Raw genomic sequence first — 21592 nt, forward strand, 5'->3', positions numbered from 1 at the left:
GACGACGTGGTCGGCGAATAGGCTTGTGGAGTGACGACCGTGCCACCGCCGGCAGCCCCGGCACCGGAACCGATCAGCCCCGTACAGGCCGCCGCGCTCCGCGACGGCGTCCTGCCGCCCGTCGAGGAGGTCCGCCCCGGCGTCTGGACCCTGTCCGTGCCGTTCCGGTTCGGCGTGCCCGACGCCACCCTCGTCTACGTCGTCGAGGGGTCGGACGGGTCGCTCGCGCTCATCGACCCGGGCTGGTCGTCCGACGACGGGCTCGAGGGGCTCCGCACCGGCCTCGCGACGATCGGCCGGACGCTCGACGACGTCGCCCTCGTCGTGGTGACGCACCTGCACGCCGACCACCTCGGCGCGGCCGCCGCGATCCGACGGGCGAGTGGCGCCCGCGTCGCGATGCACCGGCTCGAGGTCGAGGCACTCCGTCGGGAGCGGGACGACGCCGCCCGGAACGACGTCGACATCGCCACGTGGGGGCTGCCGGAGGACCTGCGGGCCGGCGTCGTCGAGGCCTGGGGGAGCGGGCGGCGCATCGGGCTGGGGCGCACGTCCGAACCGTTCGCGGACCTCCTGCTCGAGGACGGCGACGAACTCCCGGTGGTGGGCAGGTCGATCCGGACGCTCTGGACGCCGGGCCACACTGCCGGGCACTGCTGCTTCGTGGACGAGGCCGACGAGCTGCTCTTCACCGGCGACCACGTGCTGCCGCGGATCAACTCCGGCATCGGCCTCGGCGGGCGGACGGCGACGAACCCACTCGGTGACTACCTCGCGTCACTCGGACGGCTCGACGGGTACGCCGACCTCGAGGTCTGCCCGGGACACGAGTACCGCTTCCGGGACGTCGTCGGCCGTGCCCGGACGCTCGCCCGGCACCGGGAGGAGCGGTCGCGGCACGTGGCCGAGGCACTGGACGCCCTGCAGGACCCGACGCTCGTCGAGGTCGCCGCGCGCGTGCCGTTCAGCGGCGGCATCGAGTCGATGACCGGGTTCCTGCTCGCCAGCGCGCTGACGCAGACGGCGTTCCACGCGGACCTGCTCGGCCGGGCGGACGAGATCCGCCCCGCCTGACCCGCCCGCCGGAGCCCGCCGGGCCGCCCCGCGCCCGCCCGCGCCCGCGCGGGGTCGAACCACGAACACGACGACGAACCAGCGCGCCGCCGTGGTTCCACGTCGGATCCGTGGTTCGACCCCGGCGACACGACACGACACCACACTGCGCGCATCAGCCGAGCGTCGCCGCGAGCCGCTCCAGCGTCGTCTTCGCGTCCGCGAACTCCGCCGCCGCGTGGTCCGCGAGCGGCGCGAGGTCGGGCAGCCGGTCGGCGAGGGTGGCGCTCACCGTCACCGGGTAGAGCTTCATGCCGAGCGCCGTGCCGAGGATGAGGTGCAGCACGGGTGACCCGTGGTCCCAGCCCTCGGTCGGCGTGCCGGCGTCGTACGTCCCGCCCCGGCTGACGACCGTGACGACGGGACGCCCGGCGACCGGCTGCACGTCGCCGACCAGGACACCGGGGACGTGGACACGGTCGATCCACGCCTTGAGCGTCGACGGCACCGTGTAGTTGTAGAGCGGCGCCCCGACCACGACGACGTCGGCGGCGAGGAGTTCGTCGATGACCTCCTGCCGGAGCGCGTCGGCCTCCGGGGCCACGACCTCGTCGGCGGTGCGGTCGGCCGCGGCCCAGTGCAGCGCCGAGGTCTCGAGGTGCGGGAGCTGGTCGACGTGCAGGTCACGGCGGACCACGGTGTACTCCGGGCCGCGCGCACGCCAGGCGTCCGCGAAGGCCGCGGTCAGTGCGCGGGAGCGGGAGTGCGCGAGGTCGGCCGAGGAGTCGATGTGCAGGAGGGTGGGCATGGCCCCACGCTACCGACCGACGGCCGACGACGAGGACGGCCCCGCCGCGCCGGTGACGGGCGGGGCGGGGCCGGGGTGGGCCTCCCGTCAGCCACGCGGGCACGCGACTGACGGGAGGCGTCCGTGGCGTCAGCGCTGGGCGCGACGGCGGCGCACCGAGCGGGCGCCGATGAGACCGACACCGGCGAGGACGAGTCCGAGGGCCCAGGGGAGGGCGCCCGTCGCGTCGGTGCCCGTGTAGGCGAGCTGCCGACCGGTCGTCCCGGTCGTCCCGGTCGTGACGGTCGGCCCGGTCGCGACCGTGGGGACGGTCGTGGTCGCCGGGGTCGGGACGACCTGCACGCCGAACGACGTGGCGAAGGCTCCGGACGCGACGGTCAGGGTGTGGATCGACGCGTGCGGGAAGCGGACGTCGACGAAGCCGAAGTCACCGAGGTCGGGGTCCGGCGTGATGATGTCCGAGGCCACGTCCGAGGTCACGGTCGGCAGCGCGTACTCGCCGGAGCCGTCGTCGACCGAGTTGCCGTAGCGGTCGACGAGGTCACCGGAGACGAACAGCGACTGGCCCTGCCGCACGGTGGGACGGCCGCCCTCGGTGATCTCCGTGGAGGACCCGTCGTCGGTCTCCTCGGTCGTGAGGGTGTAGATCGAGCCGTCGGTGTCGACGATCCACGCGCGGGAGTCGGTCGGGCCCTCCGAGGTCAGCAGCGACCGGTCGCCCGTGAGGACCTGGATGCCGAGCGGGGCGGCGGCGTCGACAGTGAGCTCGACGTACTGCGTGACGGACTCGGTGCCGCTCGTCGCCGTGATCGCGAAGTCGTAGTACGTGGCCCAGTCCGTGGTGCCGCTGAGGACACCGGTCGTCGGGTCGAACGTGATGCCGTCCGGGAGCTGGTCGGTCGGGGTGCTGTCGTCCTCGGGGTCGGTGTCGTCGGACTCCTCGTCCGGGTAGAACCACGAGAGGGACAGCTTCGGCGTCGGGGAGCCCGTGGCGCGGAAGGTGTACGAGAACGCCTCGCCCGCGGTGCCGCTCAGCGCGAGGGGTTCGTCGGAGGACGCGCCGTCGGTGACGGGCTGGCCGTCCGCGTCGACGAAGACCGGGGTCTGGGTGACCGCGGTGTCGGTGGTGTCGGTCGCGGTCTCGCCCGGGAGCGAGCCCGTGACGAGCACGGTGATCGTCTTGCCGACCTCGGCCGCGCCGATCGTGTAGGTGCCCGAGTGCGACAGGACCGTCGCGTCCTCGTCGGTCCAGAGGTACGTGTAGGACGACCCGTCGTCGAAGCCCGTGACCGTGACACCGAGGGTCTCGCCGACCTTCGGCGTCCCGGTGATCGTCGCGGTGTACGGGGCGGCGGCGACGGAGACGTCCGTGCCTGCGTCCGTGGCGGCGGGTCGGTGCGGCAGCGTGATCGCCCTCGGCGGCGCGGTGACGGTGTCGGTCGGCTGCGTGGCCGATCCGCTCGGGTCGGCGGCGGGCTCGCTCGGGTCAGCGGCGGGAGCGCTCGGGTCAGCAGTGCCGGGGTCGGCGGCGGGCTCGCTCGGGTCGGCTGCAGGTGTGCTCGGCGCGTCCGTCGGCGTCGAGGTGCCGGGCGTGGCCGGAGCCTCGGCGCCGGTGCCCCCGGCGACCGGGTCGAGCCCGTCGGCCGAGGCCGACGTGGCGGTCATGATGCCCAGCCCGGTCGTGAGACCGATGAGCGCGACGGTGGTGCCGACCGCGCACGCGCGGCGGACGGTGGAGGTGCTTCGGCGCACGCGTTCCCCCAGGTGTTCAGGTCCGGTCGGGTGCCGGATCGTAAGAATCTGCCGAGAATCCTCGGCCCTGCTCGGATCGTAGGGCCTGGCGATCCCGACCCCGCCGGTCGCGATCGAAATGTGACCCGGCTTGGGGGTGCAGACGGGAGGCGCGGTGCCAGCTGGCACCGCGCCTCCCGTCCGTCAGGCGGTCACCTCACACGCGACGGCGACGGCCTCGCAGGCGGACCAGCAGGAGCGAGGCGCCGGCGGCGAGGAGCCCGAGGGTCCAGGCCAGCGGGGTCGTCTCGTCGGCGCCGGTGTACGCGAGCGTCGGCGTCGTCCCCGTGCCGGCCGACGTGTGGGTGGTCGTGGTGACCCCCACCGCGACGGTCGTGCTGACCCGGACCAGGAAGGTCGTCGACGCCCCGCCCTGGGTGATCGTGATCCGGTGCTCCGACGCGTGCGGGAACGTGATCCGTGAGACGACGCCGGATGCGTCCCGGACGATCTGGTCGGACGCGACCGAGCTCGTCACGGTCGCCGCTGCCGGGTGTCCCGTCGAGCCGGGTGCGGTCAGGTTGCCGAAGCGATCGACGGCCAGGCCGGACACCTCGAGCGTGCTGCCCGTCGACGCCTCGATCGCAGCGATGGTCCCCAGCGAGTGTCCCTCGGGGTCGAAGGCCGTGATCGTCCCGCCGGGCGCGACGGACCAGAGGACGTGCGACGGTTGCGCGGTGTCGACGATCGCCAGGACCCCGACGGGCGCCGCCGGCAGCACGGTGAGCCGGACGTGCTCCGTCGCGGTCGCCGTGCCGCGGAGGGCGACGACCTCGAAGTCGTACGTGCCCGCCGCGGTCACGGTGCTCGTCAGGACGCCGGTCTCAACGTTGACGGTGAGGTCCTGGGACGGGGAGTCCTGGATCGCGTACGCCAGCGAGCCCGTTCCTCCGGTCGTGCTGAACCTGTGCGTGAACGTGGTGCCGGCCGTGGCGGTGAGGGCGAGGGGCGCGGCCTTCGTCGACGGCTCCGTGAAGACCAGCGGGGAGGGTGCGACGGTGAGCCGGACGTACTCGGTGATCTGGGTCGAGCCGCTGAGGGCGACGACCTCGAAGTCGAACGTCCCGGCGGTGGTCGGGGTGCCGCTCAGTACGCCGGTCTCGACGTTGACGGTGTAGTCGGCGTTCGGGGCGTCCTGGATCGCGTAGGCCACGGTGCCGGTGCCCCCGGTGGTGTGGAACGTGTGGCTGAACGGCGTGCCGACGGTGGCGGTGAGGGCGAGCGGGGCGGCCTCGGTGGACGGCTCGGTGAAGGCGAGGTCGCTGCCGTCGCTCGGGGCCTCCGGGGCGGCTGCGGCGGCTGCGTCTGCGGCGGTCGCGGCTGCGGCGGCGGCGGCGGTGCGGCCGGTCGTTGCGATCGTGCTCGGGCTGGCGGTCGGGCTCGCGGTCGCGGCCGGGCTGGGGCTCGAGGCCGGGGTCCGGCTCGAGGAAGCGGCCGGGGTCCCCGTCGGGGAAGCGGTCGGGGGCGCGCTCGCCGTTGCGGCCGGGCTCGCGGTCGCCGGCGCGGTGGCCACGGGTGCGGCGGACGCCACCGTCCCGACACCGAGCACGGAGGCGACGGCGGTCGCCGCGATCGACACGGCGATCGTGACGGCCCGGCGGACGGGCGGCTTGCTGGACTGGTGCATGGATTCCCCCCTGGGAACGTGATCGGGACTCGCGGACGTGCGTTCCCACCACGGCTGAAGGTAACCCCGTCGCGGGCTGTCCGACCCGGCACGAAGGTTGCAGTTCCATCACGGAACTACCGGCCCTCACCTGGGGTTTTGTACAGAATCGCGCACGTGGAGGACGGGGGGCGCGGTGCGGGCCGGCACCGCGCCTCCCGTCCTCGGCGGTTCGCGTCTCAGGCGCGACGCCGACGCAGACGGTGCACCAGCAGACCGCCGCCCGCGGCGAGCAGGCCGAGCGCCCACGCGAGCGGACCGGACGTGTCCGCACCGGTGTACGCGAGCCTCCCCGAGGACGTGTTCGTCGTTGATCCGGCCGGCGCCGCCACGGGCTGGACGGCGAAGGGGATCGCCTGCGTCCGGTCCTGGTACGCGACCGTCACGATGTGCGGCGAGGCGTGCTCGAACGTGACCCACGTGGCCGCGGTGTCCGGGTCGTACGCGATCCGGTCGGTCGCGACGTCGCTCGTGATGGTGAGGTCGTCGTGGTCCGCGACCGCGTTGCCGTAGGCGTCGATCGGGACGGCGAGGACCAGCATCCGGTCGCCCTGCCGGACCGGGATCGCGTCGACCCGCTCCGGTTCGGCTCCGTCGACGAAGTGGGTGACCGTGTCACCGTCGACACCCCATGACTCCGACCCGGTGCGGTCGGTCGCCATGACGCCCACCGTGAACCCCGCGAAGGCGGCCGGGGAGACGGTCAGCTCGACGTGGGCGACGGCCTCCTGTCCGCCGCTCGTCGCGACGACCTCGAACGGGAAGGAGCCCGCCGTGGTCGCCGTCCCGGTGAGTACGCCCGTCGTCGGGTCGACCGAGACCTCGGGGCCGTCGGGCGCGGACGAGTCGTCGAACGGCTGGCCGCCGGCGCTGCGGAGCTCGTAGCGGACCTCCTCGGCGGCGCCCGAGACCGGGAACGGGCGGGTGAAGGGCTCGCCGGCCGTGGCACCGACGGCGATCGGGTGGTCGGCGGAGGAGCCGTCCTCGAACGCGAGCTGCTGCGCCGTGACGACGGCGGTGAACGAGGTCGAGACCCCGCCCTCGGCGACCGTGATCGTCCGGGTGCCCGGCTCCGTGAAGGTCACGGTGTTCGAGCCCGTGTCGCTCCACACGATCCGGTCCGAGGCGACCGTGCTCGTGGCGATCGACCGGGGGTACGGGTCGTCGTCGCCGCCCGGGGTGGTGCGGTTGCTGAACGCGTCGATCGCGAGACCCGCGAGGGTGAGCGACGAACCGGTGACAGCGGGGACGTCCGGGACGATCCTGACGCGGCCCTGGCCGATCGCCTGCTCCCAGACGACGCCGTCCGCCTCGACCTGCCACATGCCGACGTTGTCCGACGACGAGACCGAGTAGGTGACGCCGACGGGTGCGCCGGGCTTCACCGTGAGCTGGACGTACTCGGTGGCGCGCTCGGAGCCGCTCGTCGCGACGATCCGGAACGAGTACGTCTGCGCGATCCTGGCGGTACCCGAGAGCACGCCGGTCGCCTGGTCCAAGGAGAAGTCGTGGGCGAACGAGCCGTCGCCGACGGTGGTGCCGGTCTTCCCGAGGACCCAGTAGCGCACGGGCTCGCTGCCCCCGGTCGCGGTGAAGGTCCGGCTGACGGTGTCGCCCGCGGTGGCGGTGAGGGCGAGCGGGGCGGCGGCGCTGGTGCCCTCGGGGAACGCGAGTGCCGGGGCGGCGGCGGCCTGCGCGTCGGGGGTGGTGGTGTCGGTGTTGGTGGTGCGCGTGCTCGGGGCTTCCGTCGCGGCGGGTGCGGTGGGCGCGCCGGTGCCGGTGTCGGAGGCGGGCGGCGTGGGCGTCGCGGCCGGGGTGTCGGACGGGTCCGGGGCGGGTGCCGCGGCAGACCCGTCCGCCGGGGCCGCGGGGGGAGTGATGACCGTCTCGTCGGCGGGGGCGGCGGTGTCGACGGAAGCCGCGCCTCCCGGCTGCTCGCTGCTGGTGCTGGTGCTGGAGCCGGTCGTGATGGTCGTGGTGGGTGTGCTGGCCGTGGGGCCGTCGTCGGCGACGGCCGCGGTGGCGCCGATGCCGAACGCGGACGACGCGGCCACGATGGCGACGGCCGCGCCGACGGCGGCGCTCCGCCGGAAGCCGGCGGTGCAGGACTGGTGCATGGGATCCCCCTGGATGCTCGGTGCTGGACGGAGCACCCGGGAGGTGCCCTCACCCAGGAGATGTCGCGCGCCGACGGATCCTGACGGGGGCCGACGTCTCGGTCCGGTAACGGGGCCGCCGGTCAGTCGCCGACGGCCGCCGCCGCTCGCTCGAGCTCCTCGCGCAGGGCGCGCACCGCGGGCGACGACGACCCGGCAGCACGGACGACGGTGAAGATCGTCCGACGAGGGTGCTCCGGCAGCTCGACCAGCCGACACGTCGTCGTCCGCCCGGTCCACATGAGGTCCGGCATGAGGCTCACGGCGTTCCCGGACTCGACGAGCCGGATCTGCGTCTGCAGGTCCGCGGTCTCGTAGCGGACGTCCGGCTCGAAGCCCCACCGTCGGCAGACCTGCTCGGCGAAGTGCCGCGACGCCGTCCCGCGCGGCTCCATCACCCACGGGAGCGCGTGCGCGTCCTCGATCGACGACACCGCCGTGAGCGCGGTGTCCACCGGGGGCAGGGCGAGCCGGACGGCGTCGGTCGTCAGGTCCTCGCGGTGCAGCCCGGGCAACCGCGGGGCAGCGTGCGCGGGGTACTGCTCGGCGATGACCATGTCGAAGTCGCGGGCCCAGGTCTCGTGGAGCGCCGTCTCCGGTTCCCGCTGCACCATCTCGATGCGGACGTCGGGGTGCGCGGTGGCCATCGCGTGCAGGGCGTTCGGCATGAGTGCGAGGGCCGCCGACTGGAACACCGCCACGCGGACGCGGCCCTGCACGGCGGGCATGGAGTCCTCGACCTCCGACTGCGCGCGTTCCAGGACGTCGAGCACGGTGCCGGCGGCCTCGACGAGGACCTCGGCCTGCGGGGTGAGCTGGAGGCGACGGCCGGCCTTGCGGAGCAGGGGGACCCCGGCCTCGCGTTCGAGTGCGGAGAGCTGCTGCGACACGGCCGAGGGGGTGAAGTTCACCGCCTCGGCGACGGCGGCGATCGTGCCGCGGATCGAGAGCTCCCGGAGGAGGACGAGGCGTCGGACGTCGAGCACGGGTACACGGTAGCTCAGCTGACGGGTATCCATCACGAACCGTTGCTTCCGCTTCGCCTTCGTGGCGCAGCACACTGATCGCATGACGAACCTGTCCGAGCAGCCGGTGACCGCCAACGACGCGCACGACGCGCACGACGCACTCGCCGACGAGTCCGTCGCCCTCGTCCGCCAGTGGCTCGCCGAGGCCGAGACGTACCCGGTCGACGGCTCCGCGAAGCAGCTCGCTGGCGTCCTCGCCGACCCCGCCGGTCTCGACTTCGCCGTCGGGTTCGTCGACGGTGTCGTCCGTCCGGAGGACCTCGGCGTCGCCGCCCGCCGACTCAAGCAGATCGCGCCGAACGCCCCCGGCTTCCTGCCCGCCGCGCTCCGCGGCCTCGTCCGCCTCGGCGGCGGCATGGCCCCCGTGCTCCCCGGGGTCGTCGTCCCGATCGCCCGCCGCGTGCTCCGGGACATGGTCGGCCACCTCATCGTCGACGCCACCGACGCCAAGCTCGGCCCGGCCATCGCGAAGATCAAGCGCGACGGAGTCCGCCTCAACGTGAACCTGCTCGGTGAGGCCGTCCTCGGCGAGGGCGAAGCCGCCCGCCGGCTCGAGGGCACCCATGCGCTCCTCGCCCGCGACGACGTCGACTACGTGTCGATCAAGGTCTCGTCGACCGTGCACCCGCACTCGCCGTGGGCGTTCGACCACGCCGTCGACGACATCGTCGAGAAGCTCCGCCCGCTGTTCCAGCGCGCCGCCGCGTCGAGCCCGGCGAAGTTCATCAACCTCGACATGGAGGAGTACAAGGACCTCGACCTCACCATCGCGGTCTTCACGAAGCTCCTCGACGAGCCGGAGTTCCTGCACCTCGAGGCCGGGATCGTGCTGCAGGCGTACCTGCCCGACGCGCTCGCCGCGATGCAACACCTGCAGGAGTGGTCCGCGGCCCGCCGAGCCCGCGGCGGCGCCGGCATCAAGGTCCGGCTCGTCAAGGGCGCGAACCTGCCGATGGAGCAGGTCGAAGCGTCCGTGCACGGCTGGCCGCTCGCCACCTGGCACACCAAGCAGGACTCCGACACGAACTACAAGCGCGTGCTCGACTGGGCGCTCACCCCGTCGCGCGTGGCGAACGTCCGGGTCGGCGTCGCCGGGCACAACCTGTTCGACGTCGCGCACGCCTGGCTGCTCGCCGGGTCGCGGGGTGTGCGGGACGGCATCGAGTTCGAGATGCTCCTCGGCATGGCGCAGGGCCAGGCCGAGGCCGTTCGTCGCACCGTCGGCTCGCTCCTCCTCTACACACCGGTCGTGCATCCGGGGGAGTTCGACGTCGCGATCGCGTACCTCATCCGCCGACTCGAGGAGGGCGCGTCGCAGGACAACTTCATGTCCGCCGTGTTCTCGCTCGCGTCTTCGCCGACGCTCTTCGCCCGCGAGGAGGAGCGGTTCCGGGCGTCCCTGGAACCCCTGTCGCAGCCCGGCGGACTGGATGCCCCGGCAGCCCACCGCGTCGCGGACCGCTACGCGGCCGTCGACCGCCCCGGACCCGGCCACTTCGAGAACACCCCCGACACCGACCCGTCGGTCGCCGCGTTCCGTGAGTGGGGAGCCGCCATCACCGCCCGCGTCGCGTCGTCGTCCTTGGGCGTCACAGCCGTCCAGGAGGCGCGGCTCACCTCCGCCGCGTCGCTCGAGTCGATGCTCGGTCGCGTCCGTGCCGCGGGCGCCGCGTGGGGCGCGTGGTCGGGAGCAGCCCGTGGCGCGGTCCTCCACGCCGTCGGCGACGCGCTCGAGGCGAACCGCGCGGCCCTCGTCGAGGTCATGGCCTCCGAGACCGGCAAGACCATCGACCAGGCCGACCCCGAGGTGTCCGAGGCGATCGACTTCGCGCACTTCTACGGAGAGCTCGCGGCGCAGCTCGACGAGGTCGACGGCGCGACGTTCACACCGGCGGCCCTGACCCTCGTCGCCCCGCCGTGGAACTTTCCCGTCGCGATCCCCGCCGGGTCCACCCTCGCCGCGCTCGCCGCCGGGTCCGCCGTGGTCCTCAAGCCCGCGCCGCCCGCCGAGCGCAGCGGGGCCGTCCTCGCCTCGATCATCGAGACGGCCCTCGACGCGACGGGAGCGCCGGCCGACGTGCTCGCGTTCGTGCAGGTCGCGGAGGACGAGCTCGGGCAGCAGCTCGTCGCGTCGCCGCTCGTCGACCGGGTGATCCTCACCGGCGCGTACGAGACCGCCGAGCTCTTCCGGTCGTTCCGACCCGACCTGCCCCTGCTCGCCGAGACCTCGGGCAAGAACGCCATCATCGTCACGCCGTCGGCCGACCTCGACCTCGCCGTCAAGGACGTCGTGGCCTCGGCCTTCGGGCACGCCGGGCAGAAGTGCTCGGCGGCGTCGCTCGTCGTGCTCGTCGGCTCCGTCGCCAGATCACGCCGGTTCCGGTCGCAGCTCGTCGACGCGGTGTCCTCGCTCACGGTCGGGTACCCGAGCGACCCGACGACGCAGATGGGACCGGTGATCGAGCCCGCCGCCGGCAAGCTCCTCGACGGCCTGACGACGCTCGGCGCGGGGGAGTCGTGGGCCGTGCAGCCCGCCGCGCTCGACGACTCCGGCAAGCTCTGGAGCCCCGGTGTCCGCGAGGGCGTCCGGCGTGGCTCGGCGTTCCACCGGACGGAGTACTTCGGTCCGGTCCTCGGCATCATGACCGCTTCGACGCTGGACGAGGCGATCACGATCGTGAACGAGGTGGACTACGGCCTCACCTCGGGCCTGCACTCGCTCGACACCGCGGAGATCGGCACGTGGCTGTCGACGATCGAGGCCGGCAACCTCTACGTCAACCGCGGGATCACGGGCGCGATCGTCCGCCGGCAGCCGTTCGGCGGGTGGAAGAAGTCGGCCGTCGGCGCGGGGACGAAGGCGGGCGGGCTGAACTACCTGCTCGGGCTGGGGTCGTGGGCGCCGGCCGAGTCGTCGGTCGGTGCCGGTGCGACGGTTTCGGCTCCGGTGTCGGCGTTCGTCCGCGCTTCCGGCGTCTCGTCGCCGTCGCTCGACCGTGCCGTCGCCTCGGACGAGCAGGCCTGGACGTCCCTGTTCGGCACGGCCACCGACGTGTCGGCGCTGACCGCGGAGCGGAACATCGCCCGGTACCTGGCGTACCCGGGAGTGCGGGTGCGCCTGGCGTCTTCGGGTGAGGACGCCGTCGTCGAGCTCGTCCGGGTGGTCGCCGCGTCGCTGCGTGCCGGGACGACGATCGATGTCTCCACCGTGTCGTCACTGCCGTCCGCCGTCGTGTCCGCGGTCCGGGCGCTGCCCAACGTCCGGTCGCTCACGCAGTCGCAGTCGGACGCCGCGTTCGCCTCGGCGGTCCGGAGTGGTCCGTCCGGGCGGGTGCGGCTCATCGGCGGCGACACGTCCGCCCTGTACACGGCGATCGGCGGTCGTCCCGACGTCGCGGTGTACGGCGAGCCGGTGACCGAGGCCGGGCGGCTCGAGGTGCTCCCGTTCCTCCGGGAGCAGGCGGTGTCGATCACGGCGCACCGCTTCGGCACGCCGAACCACCTCACGGACGCGCTGATCTAGCCCGCGCCGGCCCGGGCTGTCCGGTCGCCGCACGGCCGCGGGTGATGATCAGGGGTGCGGAGTTTCGTCGAGGAACACACCCCGACGCACCCGAGGAGCACCACCATGACCGAACCGTTCGCCCGACCCAGCGCGCTGGCCCACGTCCGCGTGACCGTGACCGACATCCACCGCAGCAAGGCGTTCTACCAGCAGCTGCTCGGGACCGACCCGGCCATCGACTTCAGCGACCAGATCGACGAGCCGGGGATCCGTGAGGACCGTGCGCGCTTCTACGGCGGCAGCGTCTTCCGGCTCGGCGACCAGGTGTTCGGACTCCGACCGGTCGCACCGGCCGGTCAGCGCTTCGACCCGGACACGGTGGGGCTCGACCACGTGAGTTTCGTGGTCGGCTCGGTCGACGAGCTGCACCAGGCGGCGGAGCGACTCGACGCCGCTGGTATCGAGCACGGTGCGGTGACCGACCTCGGCGACGCCGGCATGGTGATCCTGTCGGTGCAGGACCCCGACGACATCAACCTCGAGCTGGCGGCGCTGCGGGGCTGACGAGGTCAGTCGGAGACGGCGGGCGCTGCGGTCATCGTCTCGGTGACGAGGGCACGCAGCGACGCCGGCAGGGGGATCGGGCGCCGGGCACCCTCGCGGTCGATGATGACGTGCGCGAACTCGCCCGTCGCCAGGAGCGCCCCGTCGGACTGCCGGAACAGCCCGAACTCCCACGACAGACTCGTGGTGCCGAGGTGCTTCGACCGCATCCCGACCTCGATGACGTCGGGCCACACCGCGGACTCGACGAACCGGCAGCTCGACGACACCAGGACGGCGATCCACTCCGACGAGAACGGGTCGAGATCGGCCTCCTCGCGGAACCAGTACGTCGCGGCGTTGTCCATCGCGGAGTAGTAGATCGTGTTGTTCACGTGGCCGAACATGTCGTTGTCGTTCCACCGGGTGGGGTAGAGGCGTCGGAACGGGTATTCGTCGATGGTCATCGGACTCCAGTCGTGCGGGTGGTGGGCGTGGGGCTGGTCGTGGGGCGCAGCACGTACTCGAACGTCGCCCGTGCGCGGACGGGGTCCGGCGTCTGGCCGGAGATGAGGTCCGCGTAGGTGAAGGACTCGGAGATCCGGACGAGCAGCCGGGCCAGCTCCTCCGAGGACAGCGGGGCGGGGTCGAAGTCGCCGGCGGTCCGTTCCTCGTCGACGAGCGCCGTGACCCGACCGACGAAGCGGCTCTGCACGTCGCTCTCGGTCGTCGTCAGGAGGCGGAGCGCCCGCGCGGGCTCACGGGTGAGGAACGCCCGGAAGTAGGGCGCCTCGATCAGGTCCGCCGTGAAGCGGTCGAGCACGTCGACGATCCGCGCCGCTCCGGACGGGGCAGCCGCGGCGGCAGCCGCGTCGAGCGTCGGGACGGCGAGTGACCAGAGGACCTCGGACAGCAGCCGGTCCCGGTTGCCCACCCACCGGAACAGCGACGTGCGGTCCACGCCGAGCGTGCTGGCGAGGGTGCCCATGTCGATCCGTGAGCCGCCGATGAAGGTGTGGCGCGCCTCCCGGAAGGCGCGGAGCGCTGAATCCGATGTGTACACGCCGTCCTCCCTTGCAACGTTTTCGAGAATGATGCACGATCAACACTATGTCAACGACGGCATCTCCCACCGCGCTCCTCGAGTCCGACTTCTACCGTTTCCAGGAGGGGCTCACCGACCAGGAGCGCGAGTCCCTCGGACGGTTGCGTGCGTACCTCGAGGCCGAGGTGCGTCCCATCGCGGACGAGTACTGGGCCCGCGCCGAGTTCCCGATGCAGGTGATCAAGCCGCTGTCCGAGCTCGGCATGTACGGCGCCGGCGTCCCGCTCGTCCGGCACTTCGAGAACTCCGCCGTCTACCGCGGATGGGCCGCGCTCGAGCTCGGGCGCATCGACGCCAGCGTGGCGACCTTCATCGGTGTGCAGTCCGGGCTCGCGATGAACTCGATCGCGGTGGCGGGGAGCGACGAGCAGCAGCGCGAGTGGCTGCCGCGGATGGCCTCGGGCGAGCTCGTCGGGGCGTTCGGGCTGACCGAACCGCTGTCCGGCAGCGACTCCGCACGCGGGCTCCGGACGACCGCTCGGCGGGACGGCGACACCTGGGTCCTCGACGGTGAGAAGCGCTGGATCGGCAACGCCACCTTCGCGGACGTCGTCGTCATCTGGGCGAAGGACGTCGCCGACGGGCAGGTCAAGGGCTTCCTCGTCACCACGGACACACCGGGCTTCTCGGCGAAGAAGATCGAGGACAAGATCGCCCTCCGCGGGGTGCAGAACGCCGACATCGTGATGGCCGGGGTGCGGGTGCCGGAGTCGCGCCGACTCCAGCGCGCCGACTCGTTCCGGGCGACCGCCGAGGTGCTCCGCCTGACCCGGACCGAGGTCGCGTGGCAGGCCGTCGGCATCGCGGTCGGGGCGTACGAGGCAGCGCTCGACTACGCCCGCAACCGGGTCCAGTTCGGCAAGCCGATCGCGGCGCACCAGCTCGTGCAGGACCTCCTCGTGAAGTCGCTCGCGAACATCACGGCGTCGATCGCCCTGTGCACGCAGGCCTCGGCGATGCAGGACGCCGGGACCGGGGGCGACGAGCACTCGGCGATGGCGAAGGCGTTCGCGACGGCGAAGATGCGCGAGACCGTGGGGTGGTGCCGCGAGGTGCAGGGCGGCAACGGGATCGTGCTCGACAAGGGGGTCGCGCGCTTCTTCGCCGACTCCGAGGCGATCTACTCGTACGAGGGCACGCGCGAGGTGAACACGCTCATCGTCGGGCGGGCGATCACGGGGCAGGCCGCGTTCGTGTGAGGCCGCGGGGCCGCGGCGCGGCGGCCGGGCGGGGCCGGCGCCGGGCGCCGGGCGGGGCCGGGCCGGGTCTCGCGGCCCGGCGAGGGCGCGGGCGCGGCTGCGGGCGTGCGACACCGCACGCGTCGATCGACCGGTGCGGTGTCGCGGACGGGCCGCCGCGGTCCGTGCGTGTGCACCGTGCGACATCGCGCGCGTCGATCGACACGTGCGACGTCGGAGAGCGCGTGCGACCGCCCGACGGCCGGGCCGCGCCGCCCGCGCCCGCGCTACCCCAGCAGCTCCGGCCGCTCCCACTCCTCGCCGAGCACGTGCTGCGCCAGGAACGCGAACACCGTCTCGTACCAGACCACGGCGTGCTGCGGCTTCAGGACCCAGTGGTTCTCGTCCGGGAAGTACAGGAACCGGTGCGGCATCGACCCGTCCTCCGCCGCGTGGTGTTCGGCGAGCTCGGACCACAGTCGCAGCCCCTCGCCGATCGGCACCCGGTAGTCCTTGTCGCCGTGGATGACGAGTACCGGTGACGTGATGTCCGCGACGAACCGGTGCGGGTCGTTCTCGTCGAGGCCGGCCTGGTCGAAGATCGACTGCCAGTACTGCGACATGTCCGTCGTGCCGTTGAACTGGTCGAGCGCCCACAGGCTGGCGTGCGTGACGACGGCCCGGAACCGGTCGGTGTGGCCGGCGACCCAGTTCGCCATGTACCCGCCGAACGAGCCGCCCATCGCAGCGGTCCGGGTCTCGTCGATGTCGTCCCGCGCGACGACCGCGTCGGTGATCGCCATGAGGTCGGTGTACGGCGCCTGTCCCCACGCGTTCCACCCGCGGTTGATGAAGTCGAGGCCGTAGCCCGTCGACAGCGCGGGGTCGGGCAGGAGCACGGCGTACCCGCGGGCGGCGGCGAGCTGCGGGTTCCACCGCCACGACCACTGGTTCCACGAGTTGAGCGGCCCGCCGTGGATCCAGAGCAGCAGCGGGTGCGGCCCGTCGCCGGCCTCGGACGAGGGCAGGACGAGCCAGCCCCGCACGCGGGAGCCGTCGGCAGCCGTGGTCTCCACTTCCTCCAGCCGGCCGGGGACGTCGGGGAGCGCAGCGGGCGTCGCGAGCGGGGTCACCGCCCCGTCGCTCGCGATCTGCACGGGGTGCAGCGGGGCCGCCCAGGAGGCACGGAGCGCCACCACGACGCCCGTCGCTTCCGCCACGCGCAGGCTCGAGTACGCCCAGTCGTCGTCGGTCAGCTGCTCGACGGCGCCGCCGTCGAGGGGGATGCGGAAGACCGGCGCTCGGCCGTCCTGGTCGGCCGTCGCCAGGAGCGCACCGTCGCCGTGTTCGAAGACGAGCTCGTTCGGCCAGCGGTCCCAGTCGGTGGCGATGCGCCGGGCCCCGGACACCGTGGTGCCGTCGAGCGTGGCGACCCAGACCTCCTGCGGCGTCGCACCCTGCGGCGTGAAGCGCGCCGTCCGGACCCACGCGAGCGTCCGGCCGTCGTGGCTGAGGGTGGGCACCTCGTGGTCGACGGCGTCGTCGTCGAACAGCACCGTGCTCTGGCCGGTGGCGACGTCGAAGGCGACGATGGTCGAGCGCGAACCACGCGCCTCCTGGACGGCGACGGTCGCGACGACCACCGAGCCGTCGGGGGTGACCACCCCGTCGACGTGTTCGAGGGAGCGCGCCGGCGCCGGCGTGAGGTCGACGGGCGCGGGGAGGTGCGGCGGGTACGCCGGCTTCGTGTCGCCGTCGGGGCCGTCGTCGGACAGTGCCGGGGTGGTGTCGGCCTCGCGCAGCGTGCCGAGGTCGAGCGCCAGCACGTGCGTCTCGTCGGGGCCGAGGTCGTGGTCCCAGAAGCGGACCGGGTAGGTCTCGTGCAGGATCGCGGCGACCCCGCGGTCCTTCCGACGACCCCGGAGTTCGGCGTCGGCAGCGACGACACCGGTCCGGTCGCTGCCGGCTCCGGGGAGCAGGCCCGCGGTGACCGCGACGGTGTCGGCGGCGGACGCGACCCCGAGGACGCCTCCGACGCCGCCGGCCAGCCGCGTGACCGGGCGGGCTTCGCCACCGCCGGCGGGCAGGACCCAGAGCTGCGGGGCGTCCGTGTCCTTGTCGCCCTCGCCGTCGGGACGACCGGACACGAACAGCAGGTCGCCGCTCCGGGTGAAGGAGACCTCGCCCTCGCCCTTGGCGGATCGGGTGAGCCGGACGGGCGTGCCCGCACCTGCGGCGTCCGCGGCCGACGGCCCGGGCACCGCCCAGATCGACCGGCGGTACCCGGTGCGTTCCGCGTTCAGCACGCTGACCGTGAGCGCGACCCGGGAGCCGTTCGGGCTCACCGCGATCCCGTCGACTCGGGGGAGGGCGGTGTACTGGTCCAGGTCGGAGAACGGCGTCGTCATGCCCCCACGCTATCGGCGCGGTCCACGCTCACGCCCAGAACGCCGCGATGCCGTCCGACAGCGCCGACCCCTGCGCGTGACCGGCTTCGGCCGACGGTCCCTGCGTCGCCAGCGACAGCGAGTTCGTGCCGAACGCCTGCTGCGCGGTGCTGTCCGCCACGACGACCTCGACGGAGCTGCCCCCGGCGCGGAGCCCCTCCACCGCGACGTCGAGCCACGGCCCGAGCGGTGACGGACCCTCGGGTCCGCAGGCGACGACGAGGACGCGTTCGTACCCGGCGGCGATGTCCGCGTTCGTCGCGGAGCGGAGCCCGCCGTCCATGTACGGCCGACCCTCGAGCGTGACGGGCGACCAGACGAGCGGTACCGAGCAGCTCGAGGCGACGGCGCGGGGGAGCGGGATGCCGTCGGCGGCGGTCAGCACCCGGAACGTGCCGTCGGTGGCGTCGATGGTGGTGAGGGCCAGCGGCTTCGCGGGCCACTCGACGGACGGCAGCGTCTCGGTGAAGGTCGCGACGCGCTCGTCGTCCGTCTGCCCCGTGGTGACCTGCTGCGCCGCGTGGCCCAGGCGGGCGCGGGCGTCCTGCTCCGAGGTCGCGCCCTCGAGTGCGGCGCCGAGCCGCGCCTGGAAGTCCTCGGCGTCGATCGCGACGGGCTCCTCGTACGTGGTGGGGACGGGGGCGTGCTGCTGCTCGTACGCCTGCTGCACCCCGCCGGACCGGACGAACGTGCCGACGACACTGCCGGCGCTGGTGCCGACGACGAGGTCGGCGGCGTCGAGGTCGACCCCGGCTTCCTGGAGCGCGGTCAGCACCCCGAGTTCCCACGCGATGCCGGCGACGCCGCCACCTCCGAGGACGAGTGCTCTGGTTCCGGGGGCGGGCGTCGAGACGTCGGTCATGGGACCTGCTTACCAGGCTGCGGTGACGCGGTGGTCGCGACACGTGTCGGACGGGAGGCGCGGTGCGGGCCCGCACCGCGCCTCCCGTCCGACAGGTGGGGACGTTCCGGGCCTGCTCAGGCCGCGCCGTGGCTGGCGCGGCTCCGCCGCGAGAGCGAGTCGATGATGACGGCGAGGAGGAGGACCGCGCCGGTGATCATGTAGCGGATCGAGGAGTCCAGGCTGAGCAGGGTCAACCCGTTCGAGATCGACTGGATGACGATGATCCCGAGCAGTGCCGACCACGCGCTGCCCCGACCGCCGAACAGGCTCGTCCCGCCGATCACGGCCGCGGCGATGGCGTTGAGGTTCGTGTCGCCGGCGCCCGAGGACAGGCTCGCCGAGTTGAGCCGGGCGGCCGCGAGGATGCCGCCGATCGTGGCGAACAGCGAGGTGAGCACGAAGACCGAGATGTAGATCCGGTTCACCCTGATGCCGGAGCGGCGTGCGGCCTCGACGTTGCCGCCGACCGCGAACACCGAGCGCCCCCAGCGGGTGCGCTTCAGCAGGAAGTTCATCAGGACGACGAGCACGACGAAGAACACGAACGAGGTGCCGGTCCCGAAGTCGCGGGACAGGTACCAGACCATCACGCCGAGACCGATGAAGAGGGCGACGGACTTCGCGATCGTGAGGGACATCGCGCCGGTGGACAGGCCGGCCTTGCGGCGTCGGGCAGCTCGACGGACCTCCGTGAAGAAGAGTCCTCCGGCGGCGATGGCGGCGAGCAGGTACGCGAGCCACGGTGGCAGGTACGACGCCGAGGCGAACTGCACGATCAGGGACGAGTACGGCAGGTTGATCGAACCGTTCGGGCCGAGGATGAGCAGCTGGAGGCCGAGGAACCCGAGGAGCCCGGCGAGCGTGATGACGAAGCTCGGGACACCGAAGCGGGTGAACAGCAGCCCGTACAGCAGGCCGGCGGCGGCGCCGACGGCCAGGGCGACGACGAGCACGAGCCAGAGCGGCCAGCCGAGTGTGGTGAGCCCCTGGCCGAGGATCGCCGCCGCCAGGCCGCTGACGCTGCCGACGGACAGGTCGATCTCGCCGAGCAGCAGCACCAGCACGATGCCGATCGCGATGGTGCCGACGGCCGCGCACTGGAGGGCGAGGTTGACGAGGTTGCCCGGGGAGAGGAAGTCGGGGGAGAGCGCCTGGAACACCGCCCAGATGACGATGAGCCCGACCACGACCGGCAGCGAGCCGATGTCGCCGCCGCGGACCCGGCGGACGAACGCCTTCGCGGCGCCGCCGATCCCCTGGTCGCGCAGAAGGCGCTCGTCCTGCAGGTCGGCGGCCGAGGGGGTCGGCGTCGCCGCGGTGAGGGTCTCGTCGGTCTTGCTCATGCGGAGGTCTCCTGCTCGGTCCGGGCGGCCGCGCGTCGCGTGACGGCGTTGTCGGTGGCACCGGTGATCGCTGCGATGATCTCCTCGTAGGAGACGTCGTCGATCCGGAACGTGCCGTTGTTGCGGCCGAGACGGAGGACCGCGACCCGGTCCGCCACCGCCTGCACGTCCGCGAGGTTGTGGCTGATGAGGATGACGCCGAGGCCGCGCTCGCGGAGGCGCTCGACGAGGTTGAGCACCTCGGCGGTCTGCGCGACACCGAGGGCGGCCGTCGGTTCGTCGAGGATGACGACCTGCGGGTCGCCGATGAGCGATCGGGCGATCGCGACGGTCTGCCGCTGGCCGCCGGACAGCGAGGCGATCGGGATGCGCACGGACGGGATGCGTGCTGCGAGCTGCTGCAGGAGCTCCCACGAGCGGCGCTCCATCTCCTCTTCGTCGAGGAGCGGGTGCGCGATCTCGCGTCCGAGGAAGAGGTTCGACACCACGTCGAGGTTGTCGGCGAGGGCGAGGTCCTGGAAGACGGTGGCGATGCCGAGCGACTGCGCAGCCGCGGGGTTCGGGACGCTGACCTCGTCGCCGTTGAAGGTGATCGTGCCGCCGTCCGGCGTGTAGACCCCGGCGAGGATCTTCACGAACGTCGACTTGCCGGCGCCGTTGTCGCCGACGATCGCGACCACCTCGCCCGGGTACACGTCGAAGTCGATCTCGCTGAGGGCCTGGACGGCGCCGAACCGCTTGGTGATCCCACGGAGGGACATCACCGGGTCGGCGGTGGGGTGTGCTGCTGGTGACTCGTTGCTCACGGGTGTCGTGCTCACGGGTGTCGTCCTCCACGAAGGTGGTGCCCGCCCGGTCCGTGTCGGACCGGGCGGGCGTCGTTGTCGGGGCGTGCTGGCCTGGGACCTACTTGACGCCCGCGGCGTCACATGCGGACGCGTACTGCGTGGTGCAGATCTGCGTCACCTTGTAGAGCCCGTCCTTGACCACCGTCGACTCGACGTTCTTCGTGGTCACGGCCACCGGTTCGAGCAGCGTCGACTGGACGCTGTCGCCCTTGGCGGTCTTGACCGTCGTGTCGCCCTTCGGTGACTTGCCCTTCGCGAACTGGATCGCGAGGTCGGCAGCCTTCGAGGCCTCCGGCTTGAAGGCCTTGTAGACCGTCATGTACTGCTCTCCCGCGAGGATCCGCTGGATGCCGGCGAGGGAGGCGTCCTGCCCGGTGACCGGGGGCAGCGTCTTCACGCCGGCCGACTTCAGCGCCGCGATCACGCCACCACCGGTGTCGTCGTTCGCCGCGTAGACGCCCGTGATCTTGTCCGCACCGAGCTTGCTGATCTGTCCGGCGGCCCAGTCCTGCGCCTTGGCGGGGTCCCATCCGGGTGTGTCGTACTCGGCGAGCACCTTGTAGCCGCTCGAGTCGATGACCGAGTGCGCGCCCTTCTTGAACTGCGACGCGTTGTTGTCGGTCGGGGAGCCGTTCACCATGATGATCCCGGAGCCCGACGGCACGTCCTTCGCCTTCAGGGCGTCGACGAGCGCCTGGCCCTGGAGCTCGCCCACCTTCTCGTTGTCGAAGGAGATGTAGTAGCTGAGGTCCGGGCTGTCGATGAGCCGGTCGTAGGAGATGACCGGCACCTTCTTCGCCTTGGCCTGCTGCACGATGGAGGCCGCTGCCTCACCGTCGAACGGGTCGAGGACGAGGACCTTGACGCCCTGCGTGAGCATGGACTGGGCCTGCTGCAGCTGCTTCGACGCGTCGCCGTCGGCGTTCGCGTAGATGACGGAGCAGCCGCTGCACTGCTTCTTCACCTCGGCGGTGAAGAGCGGACGGTCGGCGCTGGCGTAGCGAGCGGTGACGGAGTCGGGGAGGAGCAGACCGATCTTGGCCTTCGAGGCGTCGCCGCCGCCGGACCCGGTGCTCGCGTCGGAGCCGTTGGAACACCCCGCCAGGGTGGTGATCGCGAGCAGCAGGGCGCCGACGCCCAGCATGGCTCGTGTGGTGGATTTCTTCATTGAAACGTCCTCCAACAGGTGGACCGCCCACGGTGGCGGTGACCCGAGT

At 72.7% G+C, this 21592-nt stretch carries 16 protein-coding genes; 4 read left to right on the forward strand and 12 right to left on the reverse strand.

Annotated elements, in window-relative coordinates:
- Positions 1-30: 30 nt before the first annotated feature.
- Positions 31-1074, forward strand: coding sequence for an MBL fold metallo-hydrolase (locus FS825_RS14710; RefSeq protein ID WP_144714330.1), 1044 nt, complete (start codon positions 31-33; stop codon positions 1072-1074).
- Positions 1075-1228: 154 nt separating this feature from the next.
- Here FS825_RS14710 and FS825_RS14715 read toward each other — a convergent pair whose 3' ends face one another.
- From FS825_RS14715 to FS825_RS14735, 5 genes are all read right to left on the reverse strand, one after another.
- Positions 1229-1861 (reverse strand): FMN-dependent NADH-azoreductase, encoded by a 633-nt coding sequence (locus FS825_RS14715; protein WP_144714332.1) that lies wholly within the window; start codon positions 1859-1861, stop codon positions 1229-1231.
- A 129-nt stretch (positions 1862-1990) separates the two neighbouring features.
- Complete coding sequence (locus FS825_RS14720; protein ID WP_144714334.1) at positions 1991-3613, reverse strand: putative Ig domain-containing protein; 1623 nt, start codon at positions 3611-3613, stop codon at positions 1991-1993.
- Between the two features lie 196 nt (positions 3614-3809).
- Positions 3810-5279: a hypothetical protein gene (locus tag FS825_RS14725; RefSeq protein WP_144714336.1), complete on the reverse strand. Its 1470-nt coding sequence runs from the start codon at positions 5277-5279 to the stop codon at positions 3810-3812.
- Between the two features lie 218 nt (positions 5280-5497).
- On the reverse strand, positions 5498-7435 hold the full coding sequence (locus tag FS825_RS14730) for a hypothetical protein (RefSeq protein WP_144714338.1): 1938 nt from the start codon (positions 7433-7435) through the stop codon (positions 5498-5500).
- A gap of 122 nt (positions 7436-7557) precedes the next feature.
- A complete protein-coding gene (locus FS825_RS14735; RefSeq protein WP_144714341.1) occupies positions 7558-8460 on the reverse strand; it encodes a LysR family transcriptional regulator in 903 nt (300 codons plus the stop codon).
- An 82-nt stretch (positions 8461-8542) separates the two neighbouring features.
- Between FS825_RS14735 and FS825_RS14740 the strand changes: the two genes are divergently transcribed.
- Together FS825_RS14740 and FS825_RS14745 are read left to right on the forward strand one after the other, a co-directional pair.
- Positions 8543-12025, forward strand: coding sequence for a proline dehydrogenase family protein (locus FS825_RS14740; RefSeq protein ID WP_144714344.1), 3483 nt, complete (start codon positions 8543-8545; stop codon positions 12023-12025).
- Positions 12026-12130: 105 nt separating this feature from the next.
- Positions 12131-12571 (forward strand): VOC family protein, encoded by a 441-nt coding sequence (locus FS825_RS14745; RefSeq protein ID WP_144714347.1) that lies wholly within the window; start codon positions 12131-12133, stop codon positions 12569-12571.
- A 5-nt stretch (positions 12572-12576) separates the two neighbouring features.
- Here the strand turns inward: FS825_RS14745 and FS825_RS14750 are convergent, their stop codons facing one another.
- Positions 12577-13017: an acyl-CoA thioesterase gene (locus tag FS825_RS14750; RefSeq protein ID WP_144714349.1), complete on the reverse strand. Its 441-nt coding sequence runs from the start codon at positions 13015-13017 to the stop codon at positions 12577-12579.
- Complete coding sequence (locus tag FS825_RS14755; protein WP_144714351.1) at positions 13014-13613, reverse strand: QsdR family transcriptional regulator; 600 nt, start codon at positions 13611-13613, stop codon at positions 13014-13016. Before FS825_RS14755 ends, FS825_RS14750 begins: the two co-directional genes overlap by 4 nt.
- Positions 13614-13660: 47 nt before the next feature.
- On the opposite strand from FS825_RS14755, the gene FS825_RS14760 reads away from it, so the two are divergent.
- On the forward strand, positions 13661-14854 hold the full coding sequence (locus FS825_RS14760) for an acyl-CoA dehydrogenase family protein (protein ID WP_144714353.1): 1194 nt from the start codon (positions 13661-13663) through the stop codon (positions 14852-14854).
- Positions 14855-15120: 266 nt separating this feature from the next.
- Here FS825_RS14760 and FS825_RS14765 read toward each other — a convergent pair whose 3' ends face one another.
- The 5 genes from FS825_RS14765 to FS825_RS14785 all read right to left on the reverse strand — a co-directional run bounded on the left by FS825_RS14765 (position 15121) and on the right by FS825_RS14785 (position 21543).
- Complete coding sequence (locus FS825_RS14765) at positions 15121-17241, reverse strand: S9 family peptidase (RefSeq protein WP_144714355.1); 2121 nt, start codon at positions 17239-17241, stop codon at positions 15121-15123.
- Between the two features lie 28 nt (positions 17242-17269).
- Positions 17270-18142 carry a patatin-like phospholipase family protein gene (locus tag FS825_RS14770; RefSeq protein ID WP_144714357.1) on the reverse strand — a complete coding sequence of 291 codons (873 nt, stop codon included), beginning with the start codon at positions 18140-18142 and terminating at the stop codon, positions 17270-17272.
- A 116-nt stretch (positions 18143-18258) separates the two neighbouring features.
- Positions 18259-19527, reverse strand: coding sequence for a sugar ABC transporter permease (locus FS825_RS14775; RefSeq protein ID WP_144714359.1), 1269 nt, complete (start codon positions 19525-19527; stop codon positions 18259-18261).
- Positions 19524-20288, reverse strand: a complete 765-nt coding sequence (locus FS825_RS14780) for an ATP-binding cassette domain-containing protein (protein ID WP_144714614.1) — start codon at positions 20286-20288, stop codon at positions 19524-19526. The genes FS825_RS14775 and FS825_RS14780 overlap by 4 nt, the downstream gene beginning before the upstream one ends.
- Before the next feature lie 145 nt (positions 20289-20433).
- Positions 20434-21543, reverse strand: a complete 1110-nt coding sequence (locus tag FS825_RS14785; RefSeq protein ID WP_144714361.1) for an ABC transporter substrate-binding protein — start codon at positions 21541-21543, stop codon at positions 20434-20436.
- Positions 21544-21592 lie beyond the last annotated feature (49 nt).

This window comes from Curtobacterium pusillum (assembly GCF_007680845.1).
Lineage (GTDB): Bacteria > Actinomycetota > Actinomycetes > Actinomycetales > Microbacteriaceae > Curtobacterium > Curtobacterium pusillum_B.